This window comes from Archangium sp. Cb G35, from assembly GCF_001896145.1.
GTDB lineage: Bacteria > Myxococcota > Myxococcia > Myxococcales > Myxococcaceae > Archangium > Archangium violaceum.
Genome location: NZ_MPOI01000006.1, coordinates 339532 through 355606 on the forward strand (window position 1 = coordinate 339532; position 16075 = coordinate 355606).

Annotated in this window: 12 protein-coding genes; 8 read left to right on the forward strand and 4 right to left on the reverse strand. The window is 64.2% G+C overall.

What is annotated here, in order from left to right:
- Window positions 1–36: 36 nt before the first annotated feature.
- From BO221_RS20235 to BO221_RS53855, 4 genes are all read left to right on the forward strand, one after another.
- Window positions 37–1533, forward strand: coding sequence for an IS66 family transposase (locus BO221_RS20235; RefSeq protein WP_143195195.1), 1497 nt, complete (start codon window positions 37–39; stop codon window positions 1531–1533).
- A gap of 160 nt (window positions 1534–1693) precedes the next feature.
- Window positions 1694–2248, forward strand: a complete 555-nt coding sequence (locus BO221_RS20240) for a transposase (RefSeq protein ID WP_073558435.1) — start codon at window positions 1694–1696, stop codon at window positions 2246–2248.
- A gap of 907 nt (window positions 2249–3155) precedes the next feature.
- Window positions 3156–6161 (forward strand): class I SAM-dependent DNA methyltransferase, encoded by a 3006-nt coding sequence (locus BO221_RS20245; protein ID WP_083681251.1) that lies wholly within the window; start codon window positions 3156–3158, stop codon window positions 6159–6161.
- A 74-nt stretch (window positions 6162–6235) separates the two neighbouring features.
- Window positions 6236–6922 carry a hypothetical protein gene (locus tag BO221_RS53855; protein WP_143195568.1) on the forward strand — a complete coding sequence of 229 codons (687 nt, stop codon included), beginning with the start codon at window positions 6236–6238 and terminating at the stop codon, window positions 6920–6922.
- A gap of 36 nt (window positions 6923–6958) precedes the next feature.
- Here BO221_RS53855 and BO221_RS20250 read toward each other — a convergent pair whose 3' ends face one another.
- Complete coding sequence (locus tag BO221_RS20250; protein ID WP_073562110.1) at window positions 6959–7411, reverse strand: cellulase family glycosylhydrolase; 453 nt, start codon at window positions 7409–7411, stop codon at window positions 6959–6961.
- A 227-nt stretch (window positions 7412–7638) separates the two neighbouring features.
- Here BO221_RS20250 and BO221_RS20255 point away from each other — a divergent pair, with 227 nt between their 5' ends.
- Window positions 7639–8613: a hypothetical protein gene (locus BO221_RS20255; RefSeq protein ID WP_073562111.1), complete on the forward strand. Its 975-nt coding sequence runs from the start codon at window positions 7639–7641 to the stop codon at window positions 8611–8613.
- Here BO221_RS20255 and BO221_RS20260 read toward each other — a convergent pair.
- Window positions 8610–10313 carry an ATP-binding protein gene (locus BO221_RS20260; RefSeq protein WP_073562112.1) on the reverse strand — a complete coding sequence of 568 codons (1704 nt, stop codon included), beginning with the start codon at window positions 10311–10313 and terminating at the stop codon, window positions 8610–8612. The genes BO221_RS20255 and BO221_RS20260 overlap by 4 nt on opposite strands.
- Before the next feature lie 189 nt (window positions 10314–10502).
- Between BO221_RS20260 and BO221_RS20265 the strand changes: the two genes are divergently transcribed.
- A complete protein-coding gene (locus BO221_RS20265; protein WP_158079881.1) occupies window positions 10503–11174 on the forward strand; it encodes an HAD family hydrolase in 672 nt (223 codons plus the stop codon).
- 36 nt (window positions 11175–11210) lie between these two features.
- On the opposite strand, the gene BO221_RS20270 is transcribed toward BO221_RS20265, so the two are convergent.
- Both BO221_RS20270 and BO221_RS20275 read right to left on the reverse strand, forming a co-directional pair.
- Window positions 11211–12206 (reverse strand): fatty acid desaturase, encoded by a 996-nt coding sequence (locus BO221_RS20270; protein ID WP_073562114.1) that lies wholly within the window; start codon window positions 12204–12206, stop codon window positions 11211–11213.
- An 87-nt stretch (window positions 12207–12293) separates the two neighbouring features.
- On the reverse strand, window positions 12294–13475 hold the full coding sequence (locus BO221_RS20275; protein ID WP_073562115.1) for a VWA domain-containing protein: 1182 nt from the start codon (window positions 13473–13475) through the stop codon (window positions 12294–12296).
- 44 nt (window positions 13476–13519) lie between these two features.
- On the opposite strand from BO221_RS20275, the gene BO221_RS20280 reads away from it, so the two are divergent.
- Both BO221_RS20280 and BO221_RS20285 read left to right on the forward strand, forming a co-directional pair.
- On the forward strand, window positions 13520–14578 hold the full coding sequence (locus BO221_RS20280) for a patatin-like phospholipase family protein (protein WP_073562116.1): 1059 nt from the start codon (window positions 13520–13522) through the stop codon (window positions 14576–14578).
- Window positions 14579–14750: 172 nt separating this feature from the next.
- Window positions 14751–16073: an SPFH domain-containing protein gene (locus tag BO221_RS20285; protein WP_083681216.1), complete on the forward strand. Its 1323-nt coding sequence runs from the start codon at window positions 14751–14753 to the stop codon at window positions 16071–16073.
- Window positions 16074–16075 lie beyond the last annotated feature (2 nt).

The window sequence follows — 16075 nt, forward strand, 5'->3', positions numbered from 1 at the left end:
TTGCGCGGGCGGGTGCTGGCATGGCACTACCCGCGCATGAGCTTCCAGCTTACGACGGAGAAGGACGTGGAGAGGCTGCGCCAGGCGGCCCTCCTGTTGGAGGCGGAAAACAGACGCCTGGTGGCGCGCGTGGTGGAGCTCACGCGCAAGCTGATGAGCGCCCAGGGCAAGGACGCCGAGGAGTTGCAGCTGCGTTTGCAGGAGTTGGAGCGGCAGCTCGCGCAGCGCACCGGCGAGCTGTTTGGCCGCTCCAGCGAGAAGCGCCCCCAGCGCGAGCAGGACGAGGGGAACAAACCCGAGCCGCCCACGCACGGCCACGGCCCGCGCGCCCAGCCCACGCTGCCGACGCTGGAGGTGGAACACACGCTGGAGGAGCCCGACAAGCAGTGTCCCAAGTGCGGCGGGGCGCTGGCGCAGATGAAGGGCTGCTACGAGGAGGCCGAGGAGGTGGACGTGGTGGAGCGGCGCTTCGTGCTGCGCCGCCACAAGCGCCAGAAGTATCGCTGCGGCTGCGGCGGGTGCGTGGAGACGGCCCTGGGCCCGCCCAAGCTCCAGGCCGGTGGGCGCTACTCCGTGGACTTCGCCGTGGAGGTGGCCGTGGCCAAGTACCTCGACCACATGCCCCTGGAGCGGCAGGTGGGAAGCATGGAGCGCGAGGGGCTGGTGGTGGACAGCCAGACACTCTGGGACCAGATTGACGCGCTGGCGCGGTTGCTGTCGCCCGCGCACGAGGCGCTGCACGCGGCGCTGCTGACGCGCGAGATTCTGGGGGGAGACGAGACGCGCTGGCCGCTGCTGGGCAGCAAGAGCCAGACGCGCTGGCACGCCTGGGCGCTGTGCGCCCCCGACGCAGTGGTGTACCGGATACAGGAGGGCCGGGACACCGAGGCCGCGCGCAACATGCTCCAGGATTATGGCGGAATCCTCATGGTGGATGGGCTGAGCACCTACGAGAGCGCCGCCGCGGGCTCCGGGGGGAAGCTGACCCTGGTGAACTGCTGGATGCACGCGCGGCGCAAGTACGTGGAGTGCGTGGAGGCCTTCCCCCAGGCCGAAGAGGCTCTGGAGATGATTGCCGGGCTGTACGCAGTGGAGCGCGAGTACAAGGAGGGACCCGAGAGCCTGGAGCGCCTGCTGGAGCTGCGACAGCACAAGAGTCGTACCATCATCGAGCGGCTGCACCAGTGGGCGTGCGAGCAGCGCGCATTGCCCCAGTCGGCGCTGGGCCAGGCAATCAAATACATGAGCAACCGGTGGACGGGGCTGACGCGGTTTCTGACGGACCCGCGGGTGCCGCTGGACAATGGGGCCACCGAGCGCGCCATGCGCGGGCTGGCGCTGGGGCGCAAGAACCACTACGGCAGCCGGAGCCGGCGTGGCACCGAGGTGGCGGCCCTCTACTACAGCCTGATGGAGACGGCGAAGCTGGGCGGGGTGGACCCCAAGCGCTACCTGCGAGAGGCCGCGCTGGCGGCCCTGCGCGGGGAAGCGATTCCCCTGCCCAACCAGCTCGCGCAGTCCGCTGCGGGCTGACTCGCCACGGCACTCATTCCCACCTGTCTTGAGCTGACCGGGCGCCGCGCTGGCTGTCGCACCGCGGTGAGCGCTCCCTCATGCCCCGCGCTCGTCGTCAAGCTCCTCGACCACGGGGCTCGGCGAGCATTTACATTTCACCGACCCGGACTCGAGAATCATGCCTCGGGCAGGTGCCTTCCAGCAGTCCTACAACGCACAGGTAGCGGCGGACGCGGACACGCAATTGATAGTGGCGCAGCAGGTGGGGCAGAGCGCCAGCGATGCACGCCAGCTGACGCCCATGGTGGAGCAGGTGGAGGCCAACACGGGATTGGTGCCCGAGGAGCTGAGCGCGGATACGGGCTACCTGTGCAAGGAGGACATTGAGAAGGTAGAGGACAAGGGTGTGGAGTGCTTCATCGCCACCGGGCGCAGCAAGCATGGGGAGCAGGCACCGCCTGCCCCGCGAGGGCGCCCGCCGGCTGGCCTGAGCTTCAAGGAGCGCATGAAGCGCAAGGTTTTGACGAAGCGGGGGCGCAAGGCATACGCGCGGCGCAAGGTGACAGCCGAGCCGGTGATTGGGCAGGTGAAGAACGGAATCCTGCCGCGCTTCTCGCTGCGGGGCCTCACCAAGGTGCAAGGGGAATTCTCGCTGGCGTGTGCCGTCCACAACCTGAAGAAGTTGTGGAAGCTGGGGTGGGAACTGCCCAGCCTGGCCGCGCAGGCGGCGTAGCGGAGCAGGTCGCCGCACGGCGGTCGCGGCTCCACGGCCTCTGCACCTGGGGCGCCATATGGCGCCCGCTACGCGTTACCGTACCTCTGGCCGATTCGCCGACAAGCTCCTAGAAGCTGACGCTCTTGCCCATGAGTCGGCCCAGGTCGAGCGGCTGGCTGGTCTCGAAGATGGGAGACCATGCGGCCGAAGGGCTTGATGACGTCGCACATGGTGTTCCAGTAGCCTGTTGTGTCGACGGTGTTGAAGACGTAGTCAACCTCGGGGCAGTCCACGCCCTTGAGCTGCTGGGGGATGTCCTCGCGGTGGTTGATGATGTGGTGGGAGCCCAGGTCGCGGCACCACCGCTGGGACTCAGGGGGATTCAAGGCAGCGGGTCGTGGTTGCCGAGTTCCCGCCCGGCTCATTTGCGGCCACCTCACTTGGCGAGCGGGGTGCCCGTTGCAAGTGAGGAAGGGCTCTAGATTCTCGCGGTGCTCCCTCTGCACGCTGTCGATACCCACCTTCAGCGCTTGGGAGTATCGTCATATGCACGTCGTAGATGCCGAAGTTGGCGTAGAATTCGGAGGTGCAGTGGTACTGGTGGCCGTTCCTCTGGATGCTTATGGCACCGCCGTTGGCGAGTAACTTCCAGGAGGTCCAATTTGGGAACTGCTGTCCCGTCAGATAGATAGAAGGCACTATCCGAGCGGGCGAGCACCCTGAACAAGCGCGCCTACTAGTGTTGTTCCATCCTCACTCGGTTGCCGGGGCTCTGGCTCGGGGTGGCTTCACGGTGAGGCTCGTCGGAGCCTCCGCAGTGTCATCGTCCGCGTGCCCGAATCGTAGCAGGCTTTATTCTTGTACGCAGGTGCTGGTGCTGGAGGTAGAATGGGGTCGATTTTTACAAGGATAGCGGCAAAGGGACATGATCTTGGATTCGCTGATCTCATCGTTGCTCGAGTTTGGAGCACCTGAGAATGGGGTGATCCCGCTTGGTGCGGAGTTCAATGCTCGGCACATGCGGTACCTCGACCTATTGAAGGACGCTGCGCTTGCTAGGCGGTTTCCGATGGCGGTTGTTGAGGTTCAGGGGCGGCCAGTTCTTTATGCTGTTGATGCCCACACAGATAAAGTGCTTTTGCCAAGCCTGCGCCGCTCCCTTACCTTTCGTGGTGACGCCGATTACCTCGTTGTCATCGAGCATGGTCGCCTGACGGTTTACGGACTTGACTTGTCCGCAAACGAGGAACCACTGGAGCGGTTTGACCGGAGCAGCAGATCGGCACGCATGGCTATCCCTGAGTTAGCGCTTACTCCTCCCGGAGAGGGACCCGGTGCAAGTAGTGCAGTTCACTCATTTTTGCTGAAACTGCTGAATGATACGACCGATGCCTTAATGGGCTTTGGTCTTACCTCTGATGTTGCGCTATCTTTAATGGGGAGAGCTCTTTTTCTCCGGTTTCTAGCCGATCGCAAGGTGCTTCGTAATGAGGATTTGGTTGAGGTGTGTCCCTCAGCCAAAAAGTTTGAGGAATGTCTCGCCAATCCGAAAAATGCTGCTCGCACCTGCAAGTGGCTGGACGAAACGTTCAATGGCGATCTACTTCCGTTGCCACAAGCAGGATCTCTAGCTTGGTTTCGCTCCATTGGCGACGCCGACAACAGTGCTGTATTCCATAAACTAACGAACATTCTCTACCGTGCGGAGAGTTCTGGCCAACTCAAGCTTAATTGGGGAGAGGTGGAGTTTGATCACGTTCCGGTGGGTTTGCTTAGCCAAGTTTATGAGGACCACTTTCACAAATTTCATCGACGGCATGCGAAGGCAACCAGCGTGCACTATACCCCTCATTACATTGCTGAATATGTAGTGCAGGAGGCATTCGCGGGTTTAAGCAATCCACATCAAGTACGGGTGCTTGATCCCGCCGCTGGAGCAGGGGTGTTCCTTGTTGCAGCTTTTCGCAGGCTGGTCGAGGAGCGTTGGCGCCATGATGGCGAGCGGCCAAACACCAAGACCATTCGGCAAATATTAAACAAGCAAGTTTCTGGGTTTGAGATAAATGAGTCTGCTCTGCGCTTGGCTGCGCTGAGTCTCTACCTGACTGCGCTTGAGGTCGACCCAAACCCGCAGCCATTTAAGAAGTTGAAGTTCGATAATCTGCGCGATTCTGTTTTGTTTGATGTGCGCCTGTCCAATGAGCGGGCGACTGAATTCGATGACAAACAGGTGGCAGGCAGTCTTGGTCCAGCTGTGGGAGACGAGCACAAGGAGCGGTATGACCTTGTAATTGGCAACCCTCCATGGACTGCTTGGTCCAAGAGCGATACACGCTTGGCCAATGAGTGTGCGAATCGTTTGAGGCCAATTGTGAAAGCGCGCTTAGGTGCGGAGCGCGCCAAGAACTTCCAACTTCCAGATCTCGTGCCAGATTTGCCTTTTGTCTGGCGTGCCATGGAATGGGCAAGAACTGGCGGGAGGATTGCTTTTGCGCTGCATGCGCGACTTTTGTTCAAGCAGACCGATGTGGGCCGCCAAGCTCGTAATGACCTCTTCGAGGCGGTTCATGTCACTGGCGTACTCAACGCGACGGCACTGCGGTTGGAGCGGGTGTGGCCGACAGTCTCTGCACCGTTCTGTTTGCTCTTCGCTGACAATGTAAAACCGTCACTGACCTCGACTTTTGCTTTCGTCAGCCCAGAGTTAGATCATTCGATCAATCGGCGTGGCCGGATTCGCATAGATGCGAAAGCGGCTGAACCAGTAGAATTGAAGATGCTTCTGCGGCGGCCAGCGTTACTCAAAACTCTCTTTCGCGGCATGCCTCTCGATGTAGACCTCATTGAGAAAATCGGTGGGGCAGGAACAGAGAGCATTTCGGATTACTGGAAAAGATTAGGGCTCTATTTCGGCCAAGGCTATCAAATTGGGGGAGAGGCGGGAACGCAACAGGATGCGTCACGGCTTCATGGTCTCGGAGACTTGTCGAAGAAACCAAAAGGCCAATTCTTTATCGATTCACGTCAGCTTAAGCCTTTTAAGCGTGCGACCCTTTTGCGCCCACGTGAGCGAGAGATTTACCGTGGGCCAGTGGTGATTGTCGATGAATCCCCAAGTAGGGATCGTACTACAGGGCGAGCTCGATTGATCTTGGGTGACGTGGCCTACAATAGATCGTTCATCGGATTCAGTTGCTTTGGGCACTCGGACGCAAAGCGGCTCGCTCGATATTTGTTGTTGATACTAAATAGTAATATTGTGCTCTACGATGCGCTCCTTAGAAGCAGTAAGTTTGCTATCGAGCGCGAAATCCTGAATGTAGAAGATCTAGAACGTTTTCCAATTCATCCGTACGAGAAGTTACTGCCATCTCTAAAAGAAAGGATTGAGCCGCTCTCTGATGCGCTTCTTTATGGAGATGAAAAGCCGTGGGACGAAATCGATGAATGGGTAGCTGAGGTGTACGGACTTAATAAGTGGGATCAAGAGGTGATTCGCGATACATTGGCTGTGTCTCTGCCATTCAGCGACTCGAAGAGGTGTGCGCAGAAGCCCCCGACAGAAAAGGAAGTGAAATTCTTTTCGAGGCGTGTTGCTGCGGAGTTGCAGCCATTCCTGAATTCATTTCAGCGGCGGGTTGTGGTTGATGTTGCGCGGAATGTGTCTGGTGAGCCTTGGTTTTTCCTGCAGGTATCGAGCGTGCCTGCCAATCATGCTAGCGCAGTGGTTGTGATATCAGATCCTGCAGTGGTAACTCAGGACGCTGACGACATTGGTGCAAGTCTAATTATCTCGCGAAGCAAACCGCAAGCTCCAATTCACATCGGTCTGCTTGCGCAGTATCGCTATTGGACGCTCTCTCAGGCACGTCTCTTGGCTCTCACTCTTTTACGAGAGCATGGGGACGTTCTTCTTGGAGGGGTGCTCTAATGGCAAGTGCTGGTCTTATGACGCGTGGTGGAACTCCACGGAGGACTCTGCCTCATCCCTTGCTTGGAATCATCGTGCGCAGGACGATCGAAGATGCTATCCGCATTGCTTGGCAGCGCCTGCTTACAGAGAAATTGCCGAAGCGCATCAACCTGTCCACGGCTAGTGAGGTTGAATTTACTGCTCGTCTTGTTCAATTGCTGAATGACCTGCGCGACCTGCCTGATGATAATCTACGGAGCTTTTCATCGAGCATGTTTCAAGTCGTTGTTCGAGGAGGTGAAGTTGAGAGTTTCGACGGAAAACACTTGGAAAAACGCCCCGATATGGTTTTCAGGCTTATTCAACCGCGTCCCGGCATTGCAAGCTCCGAGTACGATGGCTTGTTTGTCGAGTGCAAGATCGTGGATGTGAAGCATCCTTTGTCTCTTTACTGTAAGGATGGATTGCGCCGTTTTCTTGATGGTGAGTACGCGTGGGCCATGAAAGAAGCTCTGATGGTGGCCTACTCACGCCAAGGGTGGACGGTACCCAAGTATCTGGTACCTTACCTCAAAAAGCACAGCTCTGCTTGCGCAATCGTGGAGACTTTGGCACCACGTGCTGGTGAGAGGCCAGCGAAACCGCAAGTGCTAGTATCCTCACATGCGCGAACATGGTCGTATCCAGGTGGTGGCACACCCGGCAAGATCGAAGTTGCGCATTTGTGGCTTGATGCTGAAATAAAGCCTATTAAGGCTCGTGCTAAGAAGAAAGCATAGGTAAACGAGGTGGCTGGCTACCTTTGAATATGGCTGCTAGTATGCCAAGATAACTAGGATGCCGTCGTGGAACTCGATCATCACCACGATCTTCCGCGACGTGTATGCCTGGACGATGCGGTCGATCTTGTCGAAGTTGGGTTTGGACAGGTCGCCCGAGACGAGCCCCTTCGTGTTCCACTCCGGATGTGCGAGCTGTGCCCCGTTGATGCGGATGATGTTCCAGCCCCAGTTGGCGGCCGCCGCGGCGTGGTTCTCCGTGTCGCGCTGGAAGAAATCCCAGCCGTCGAGGTTCGCGCCCACGGGATAGAACTTGTTCCCGCTCGGATCCACGATGTCCTTGCCCGCGATGTAGAAGCGGCCCGTGAGATTGGCCACCGTGGCGCTCGTGCCATCCTCGCTCCCGGCGGCCTCGGGCTCCAACTGCTCCAGGACCTCGTTTCCGGCTCCACCGCACGCGCCGAGCACCCACGGCAGGAGGCACATCATTCTCATTTTCTTGAATATGGATTGCTCGTTTTGTTTGTTTTCCTGGAATGCTTATGCGTCAGGTTCCGGGCGAGTTCAAGTCGTTCCATTCTCATTACATTCAAGTCGTTCCATTCTCATTGCAAACGTGAACCCATGACAGGTGGAGCATGGAAGGAATTGCTTTCCCGGGCTATGCTTCGGTCATGCCGCCTCCTGAAGATTCCGGCCCCGGGGAGACCGCTGACTTGTCCGGCCAGCTCCGGCGAAGACTGCTCGAGCTGAAGAAGACCCACCCGCTTCCTCCCGAGCTCGCGGGACCGGTGCCCCGGAAGGATGTGTGGGGAGAGACGGGCTACCTCAACCAGCCCCGCTATCACTCCGTCATCAAACCCATGCTCCTGCGTGGCTACGCCACGGTGGGCTTCGTCTACAACCATCACCAGTCAGGCGACAGTGAAGGCCGCTCCGTGACCGCCGAGTACGCGTGGCTGGACGAGCGGGGAAACCTGCGCACCGACGTCATCCACGAGGAGTTCGACGCGCTCCACGCCGCCCTGGCTTCGGGCCGGGGTGACATCGTGTTCAGCATCGACGCCGATCTGGGCCCCGGCAAGGTCATCACGCTCCTGTTCCACCCGGACATGGAGATGCACATGATCTACGAGGCGGTGCGCGCGGATCCGGAGTGGGAGCAGAAGAGGGACCGGAGCTACCGGGTCTTCCACCTGCGGTGGGAATCCGGCACGGAGGCCCCCAGAGCGCTCGGGAGCCGGGAGCCCGAGGATCCGCCTCTGTTCACCCTGGAGAAGCGCTGGGCGCCCGACGAGGGCTGGTGGCTGCTCCACGGGGAGGAGGTGGTCCTCCGGACGGTGAGGGATCGCCCACTCGCGGAGGGGGGGACGCTGCGTCTGCTCGACACGCGGGAAGAAGAAGCGGGAAGGGTGGAGGTGGAGGGCACCCGCCTGCGCGTCACCCTCCGCTCGCAGGAGGCTCCCTTCTTCATCACCGAGGAGTCCGGGAACATGTGGATGGTGCGCGACTCCCAGCATCACTCGCGCGTCATGACCCTCCTGCCGGACGCACCGGGCCCGCACCTGTGGCAGTGCGTGCCGAGAGAGCCCATGGAGCGGCTCTTGGCGGAGTCGTTCACGCTCGCCTTCGTCTCCGCCTACGACGGGCCCGCTCCGTTTCCCTTCGCCCGCCGTCCCAGGCTCGGCTAGTGAACGGAGGGGGGGCGCATCTCGGCGTTCGTCTCCCGCTCCTGGCCTCGTAGGGGCAGCTGGACGATGAAGGTCGCGCCCTCTCCGAGGCGGCTCTTGAGGGAGATGCTGCCCCCGTGCGCCTCCACCACGCGCCGGACGATCCACAGCCCCACGCCGTACCCGGTGACGCCCCGGTCGAGCCTCACGCGCTCGAAGCGCTCGAAGAGCCGTGCCTGATCCTCGGGGGCCACGCCCACGCCCTGGTCACGGACCTCGAGCGTCGCCGTGGCGCCATCCATGGACACCGTCATGTCCACGGGCTTGCCCTTCCCGTACTTCACGGCGTTGGAGAGCAGGTTGTCGATGACCTGTTCGAGCCGCAGGCTGTCCCACAGGCCCTCGACCGGGCCTTCCGTGTGGATGTGCACCTGCACTCCGGACTGGTTCAGCTCCTCCTCGAGCGTGGCCACGGCGGCGCGCACCAGCTCCACGAGGTCCAGCTTCTGGCGCTTGAGCTCGAGCCGGCCCGCCGTCATCTGGGTGATGTCCAGCAGGGCATCCATCATGTGGAGCATCCGGTCCGTCTGCCGCTCCATGGATTCCACCCGGGTGCTCAGTTTCTCCAGGGCGCGAGGTCCATCGCTCCCCGGTTGCAGGTTCCTGCGCACGGCCTGCAGTTGCAGGCGCAGTGACGTCAGGGGGGAGCGCAGATCGTGCGACGCCATGGAGAGGAACTCGTCGCGGGCCTTGAGGGCCTCCTGGGCCTCGCGGAACAGCCGCGCGTTGTCCACCGCGAGTCCCGCCCGGCGCGCGAGCTCCTCGGCCAGCCCGAGGTCCACGGGACCGTAGCTCCTGCCTCGCGTCACCGACACGAAGGTGATGGCGCCGAACGTGTCCCCGCGGGCCTTGAGCGGCACGCACATGTACGAGCGCGCTCCCAGCTTCATGAAGCGCTCGGGGGTGTCCACCCCGAGCGCGCTCCGCACCCAGGCGCTCTCGAGGGTGTCCGGGCAGAGATCCGACTGTCCCGTGCGCACCACGTGCTGGATTCCCCGCGTCATCCGCGTCTCGCCCGGGGGCAGCGTACGGAGGAGTTGCCGGGTCTTGGGCTCCTGCTCCGGCTCCGCGTGCGCGGCGGACACCACCGCCAGCCCGTGGGTGCCCTGCACGGTCACGGTGCACCAGTCCGCCATCCCCAGGACAGCCAGGCGGGCGACCTCTTGCAGCGTCCGCTCGTACTCGAGCGAGCCGGTGAGAACCTCACCCACCTCGGCGAGGAAGGACTGCGTCTTCTCCACCCGCTTGCGCTCGGTGAGGTCGCGGGCGACGTTGGAGAAGCCGTGCAGCCGCCCCTCCTGGTCTCGCATGGCGCTGAGCATGACGGTGCCCCAGAATTGGGATTTGTCCTTGCGGAGGAGCCACCCCTCGTATTCGGCACGTCCCTCCGAGGCCGCCCGGGCGAGGATCCGCTCCGGCACGAGCTCCGCGTTCTCCTCCTCGGGAAAGAAGACGGAGATGTGCAGGCCGAGGGCCTCCTCCGTCGTGTACCCCTTGAGGTGCTCGGCGCCGAGGTTCCAGTTGCTCACCCGTCCCTCCACCGACAGCGGGAAGACGGAGTAGTCCTGCAGGCTGTCGATGAGAAGGCGGAAGCGCTCCTCGTTCTCGCTCAGCGCGACCCTGGTCTGTGGTTCGTCCTTCGGCTCGCCCTCCTCGGACATGTGCGCTCCCGTGGCTCGCGGTGTTTCATCCTCAAGGTAGGCCCACCGCTGGGATGGGCTCACCTGCCCGGCTGCTGGGGGGCTGGGAGGGGAGGCGAGTGCCTCTCGGCGGTGCGAAGCCGGCCCTGGACTTTCCCGAGGGGCCGCGGGCGTTGGCAGTGCGCAATTTGCTACCGGAGGATGTACGGAGTGCCCAAGGCAATCGTCTTCGAGGTGGATGGGACGCTGGTGGACACCAACGTGCTTCGCGCGCGCGCCTGGCAGGAAGCGTTGGCGCGCTACGGCCGTCAGGTGCGTCTGCCCCGGGTGCTCGCGCACATGGCGCGGATGGGGGACCAGTTCCTCTCCGTATTCCTCCCCGAGGACGAGTACCTGCGCTACGCCGATGAGCTGGCGAGCTTCTACCGGGCCCTCTTCCACGAGGAGTACCTGCACAAGGTGAGGCCCTTCCGGGGGGCTCCCGAGCTGCTGCGGCACCTCCGGGAGGATGGCTGGCGCATCGCCCTGGCCTCCACCGCGGACCCCGACGAGCTGGAGCACTACATCGAGCTGCTCGGGGTGGAGGACCTCATCGACGCGCGCACCACGGACGCGGAGGTGGACCGCAACCGGTTGCACGAGGAGATTCCCGCGGAGGCCGTCCGGCTGCTGGGGCTCGATGGAACCGATGACGTGTTGGCCATCGCGGGCCTGCCCTACGACATCGAGGGCGCCGTGCGCCTGGGAATGCGCTGTGTCGGCCTGGTGTGCGGCGGCTTCACGGACGAGGAACTCCAGTCCGCCGGGGCGCTCGCCGTCTTCGGCACGCCGCTGGATCTGCTCACGCGCTACGCCGACTCGCCCCTCGCCGCGGTGGGTTGAGCCGGGCCCCGCGCGGGCACCCGGCTCCCGTTCCGATCAGGCGGCCTTGGCGGAGTCCTCGGCCCGCACGGTGCCGTCTCCCGAGCCACCCGTGCGCGTCATGCGGCTGTAGAGCGACAGGGACGGATCGAAGAGGAACTTGAGCCACAGCGCCGTCCAGGACGTGTGGTAGTGCAGCGTGTCGTAGAACTCGGGGGCGAGCTGGCGCACCTTCGGCAGCCGCGTCCAGGGCACGCGCATCACGTCGTGGTGCTCGTTGTGGTAGCCCACGTTGAAGGCCACCCAGTTGAGCGGCCCGTAGTACGAGTACGTCTCCTGGGGCGCCTTGACGAGGAAGTGCTCCTGGATCCACCGCGCGCCCAGCGGATGCAGGCCGATGGCGAAGATGGACGCCAGGAACATGTAGACGAGCGCGCGAGGCCCCAGCACCGCCCAGACGCCCGCGATGAAGGCGATCTGGATGGCGAAGTTGGCGATGTACCAGCCATCGACGAGCGGGATGCGCTTGAGCCGCGACACGCGCATGGCCTGGAAGGCCCAGAAATTGAGCTCCCAGAAGGCCTTGCCCCAGAACGAGTTGCCGATCAGCTTCGCCTCGAACGGCGTGGCCAGGTCCGCGTCCAGCTCCGGGTCCCCCTGAAAGCGGTGGTGGATGAGGTGGTACTTGCGGAACGAGGCCGCCGCTGGGAACAGGATGGGCAGGTTGGTGAAGAGCTGCAGCACGGCGTTGAGGCGCGGGCTGCGGAACACGAGGTTGTGGGTGCACTCGTGGATGAGCACCCACAGGCCGTGGTCGATGAAGGCGCCCACCAGCCACGCCGTGGCCAGCAGCGCCCACCAGGGCGAGTCACGCAGGGCCCAGGCGATGGCCACCTGTCCCCCCACCAGCAGCAGCACGAAGAGGGCCGTGATGGGCGTGGGGCCACACAGGTCCTTGATCTCGGGATGGGCACGCAGGATGGCGCGGGCCCGCTCCAGGTGGGGCTCCTTCTCCGTGCTACGGGCAAACTCCAGGGGGCGCGACGGACTCAAGACGCTTCCTTTCGGTCGTACGAGGTGGGGGGCGGCGCAGCTTGGCACAGCCCTCCCGCTCGACGCCATGCGTCATATCACCCGGCGTCACTCCAGTATGAAGCTCTGGGCCTTGGCCTGGGTCTGGACGGAGTCGAGGATGGCCTTGTCGAGTGTGTTCTTGCCCTCGGCGGCCAGCTCCTTCTGCTTGCCGGCCAGGTACTGCTGCCGCTCCTGGCTCAGCTTCTGGATGCGGGCCTGCAGCTCCGCGCGCTCCTTCTCCTTGCCCGCGAGCACGGCCTTGCGCTCCTCGGCGCTCTTGCCGCGCAGCTCCTCGGGAAGCTCCTCGTCCTTGAGCGCCTCCAGCTTCACCTTGCCCTGCTTGGTGCCATCCACCAGGTCCCAGCTCGAGTTGTCGTAGAGCCGCGAGGCCTTGGACACGGCGCGCGTGGTGGCGCTCACCGCGTTGCCGCTGGCGTTGACGTCCTGGGCCTCCTGGCGCTTCTTGGCCTCCACGCCCGAGCGCCCGTAGCCCAGGTACGTCTTGTTCAGCTCCACGCCCAGCTTCGCGATCTCCTCGTCCTGGGGGGAGGCGATCATCGCCACCGCCTGGTTCTGGTCGATGTTGAAGGGCTGGCCCCCCGCGAAGCGCGCCGCCTCCGCCCAGCCGCTGTGCGCGCCCACCTCCGGCGCGCCACAGTGGATGGTGTTCACCATGATGCCGTGCTCCTTCGCCGAGGCGATGGCCGTGCGGAACGCCACCGGCCCCTGGGTGAAGGGCTCGTTGCCCGCGATGTAGATGAGCTTCAGGTCCTTCTTGGACTTGCTCCACTCGAGCTGCTTCGTGGCCTTCTGGATGGCCTGGCCGCAGAACTCGCTGCCGCCGTTCGTCTTCAGGGAGAAGAGGTGCTCGGACACCCGGTCCAGGTCCGTGGTGAGCGGCACCACCTGGCGGATGTAGCCGCTCTCGGCGGAGAGGGTGTCGTTGCCGTACTCGTAGAGGGCGATCTCCAGCCTGGCCTGCTGGCCGTCACGCTGGGCCTTCTGGAAGGCATTCACCACCGTCCACAGCTGGCGCTTGGTCTGCTCGATGAGGCCATCCATGCTGCTGCTGGTGTCCAGGAGCAGGGCGATCTGCACCTTGGGGGCGGAGATGGCCGCCTCGAGCGCTCCGGGCGTCACGGCGGGACGGCTCTGCTGGGGAGCGGGTTTTTTGGTGGGGGGGGACTCCGCGAAAGCGGAACCGGGCAGTGCCATCAGGCCGAGACACAGGAGCGAGCGCTTGAGCATGCACGCTTCCACGTACGGCTCCGGAAAAGGTTTTATACACGGGCATGACCTCGAGCCTCACCCTCCTGGCCGGCCCCGACGCACTGCGCCTCATTCGCGAGCGTGGCCTTCGCCCGGATGACATCGATGTCCTTCCCGGCGCCTCCGGTGGTCCGAAGTGGCTGGTGCTGGCCGGGTTGGACCGGGTGCTGTTCGGGGAGTTCCTGAAGGAGCGCACCCGGCCGCTCCACCTCATTGGCTCCTCTATTGGGAGCTGGCGGCTGGCGTGCCTCGCCCAGAAGGACCCGGTGGCCGCCCTGGAGCGGTTCGCCGAGGTCTATGTCGAGCAGCGCTACCCGCCCAAGCCCTCGCCGGAGCTGGTGAGCGCCACCAGCCGGGGCATCCTGGACGCCCTCCTGGGGCCGGATGGCGAGGCGCAGCTCCTGAACCACCCCTGGGCGCGGCTGCACGTCCTCACCACGCGGTGCCGGGGCCTCACCGCCAGCGAGCAGCGCCATTCCCAGTTGCTGGGGCTCACCCTCGGCGCCCTGGGCAACCTGGTGAGCCGCCGCACCCTGGGGCTCCACATGGAGCGGGTCATCTTCCACACCGCCGGAGACACCAGCCCGTTCTCCGGGCTCGCGGACCTTCCTTCCGTCCACCTGCCGCTCACCCGGGAGAACCTGCGCCCGGCCCTCATGGCCTCGGGCTCCATTCCCCTCGTGCTCGCCGGGGTCCGCATCCCCGGAACGGGGGAGGGCGTCTACCGGGACGGCGGGGTGCTCGACTACCACCTGGACCTGGAGTTCGGCCCCGGGCAGGGGCTGGTGCTCTATCCGCACTTCTACCCGTACGTGGTGCCCGGCTGGTTCGACAAGTCGCTGCCGTGGCGGCGGGCCGGGCCGCTCAACTTCCGCCGGGCCCTGCTGATCTCCCCCTCTCCCGAGCACGTCGCGCGGCTGCCGGGCGGCAGGATTCCGGACCGGGATGACTTCGTCCGGCTGCCAGAGGCCGAGCGGCTGCGCGCCTGGCGCCAGGTGCTGGCCGAGGGACAGCGGATGGGAGACGAGCTTCGCGAGCTGCTCGCCACCGGGAAGCTGGCCGAGCGCGTGCGGCCGCTGTGAGCCCGTGGATGGCCTGACGCACTCTCGCGCGCACTGGTGGGTCGCCCCGGCCACACGGTGAGTCCGCGCGGCCACGTACCGGCGTGGGCCCTCCGGAGCGCGCCCCTCTGGCCCTGGCTGCTCGCCTGCCCGGCACTGCTCCTGCAATGCCCTCCTCGCGGAGAGGGCACGCATGAGCAACGAAACGCAGAACGAGCAGAAGCAAGACACGAAGCACCCCGCGCCGAAGCGGGGTGAGGTGCTGAAGAAGATGGTGTCGCTGGCCGGCGAGGCGGCGCGCGGGATGGTCAGCCGGGGCCGGTGGCTCATCTACGCCCAGCGGGGCCGCCGGGTGATGGCCGGGCTGGCGGTGACGGGCGTGGTGGCCGGCACCGTGGCCGCCCGGCCCATCTGCATGATCGAGCCGGGCGAGGTGGGCATCCGGGTCAACCGGCTCACCGGCAACGTCTCGGAGCTGAACGAGGGCTGGTCCCTGCTGCTCCCCGAGGTGCACCGGCTCAGCCGCTACAGCCTCAAGGACCAGACGTACCAGCCGTCCCGGAGCGCCCGCGCCTCGGACCCGGCGCCCTTCCAGTCCGTGGAGGGCCTGTCCATCGGCGTCGAGGTCAACATCCGCTACCTGCTCGACGCGGAGAAGATCCGCACCCTGGCCGCCCGCCTCCCGGAGAACGTGGGCCAGGAGATCATCGAGCCCGTCATCGACGGCGTGCTCCGCCGCCACTTCGCCCAGCACACCGTCCGGGAGATCTTCTCCACCCAGCGGGTCCAGATTCAGAAGGACCTCACCGCGGAGCTCACGCCCTTGCTGGCCGCCGATGGCGTCATCCTCCGCTCGGTCACGCTGGGCAACGTGGACCTGCCCCATCAGTACCGCACCGGCATGGAGGCGCTGCTCGCCGAGGAGCTGAACGCGGAGAAGATGCGCTACACGCTCGACCTCAAGGACAAACAGGTCAAGCAGTCCGCCCTGGAGGCCGAGGCCGACAAGGTCCGCCGCGAGAAGGCCGCCGAGGCCGCCGGCAACGAGGAGATCATCGCCGCCAGGGCCAGGGCCGAGGCCATGCGCCACGTCCTCCCCTTCAAGGAGAAGGAGATCGAACAGCGCCGGCTGGAGGCCGAGGCCGCCAAGGTTTCCCGTCTGACCCAGGCCACCGCCGAGGCCGAGGCGCACCGCATCGAGGCCGCCGGTGAGGCGGATGCCCGGCGCAAGCTCGCCGAGTCGGATGCCTACCGCGTGGAGGTCACCGGCAAGGCCGCCTCCGAGCAGCTCGCCCGCGACGCCGAGCTCATCAGCCGCAACCCGCTCCTCATCCAGAAGACGCTCGCCGACAAGCTGTCCGACAAGATCCAGGTCATCATCGCGCCGCCGCAGGCGGGTGGTTTCATCGCCGGCAACCTGCTGGGCCAGCCGCAGACGGCCGGGTACGCGGGCGCGCCGAAGCCTTCGTCCGAGGCCGTGGCCAGCACCGGGGAGATGTCCTCGCAGGAGGAGTAACA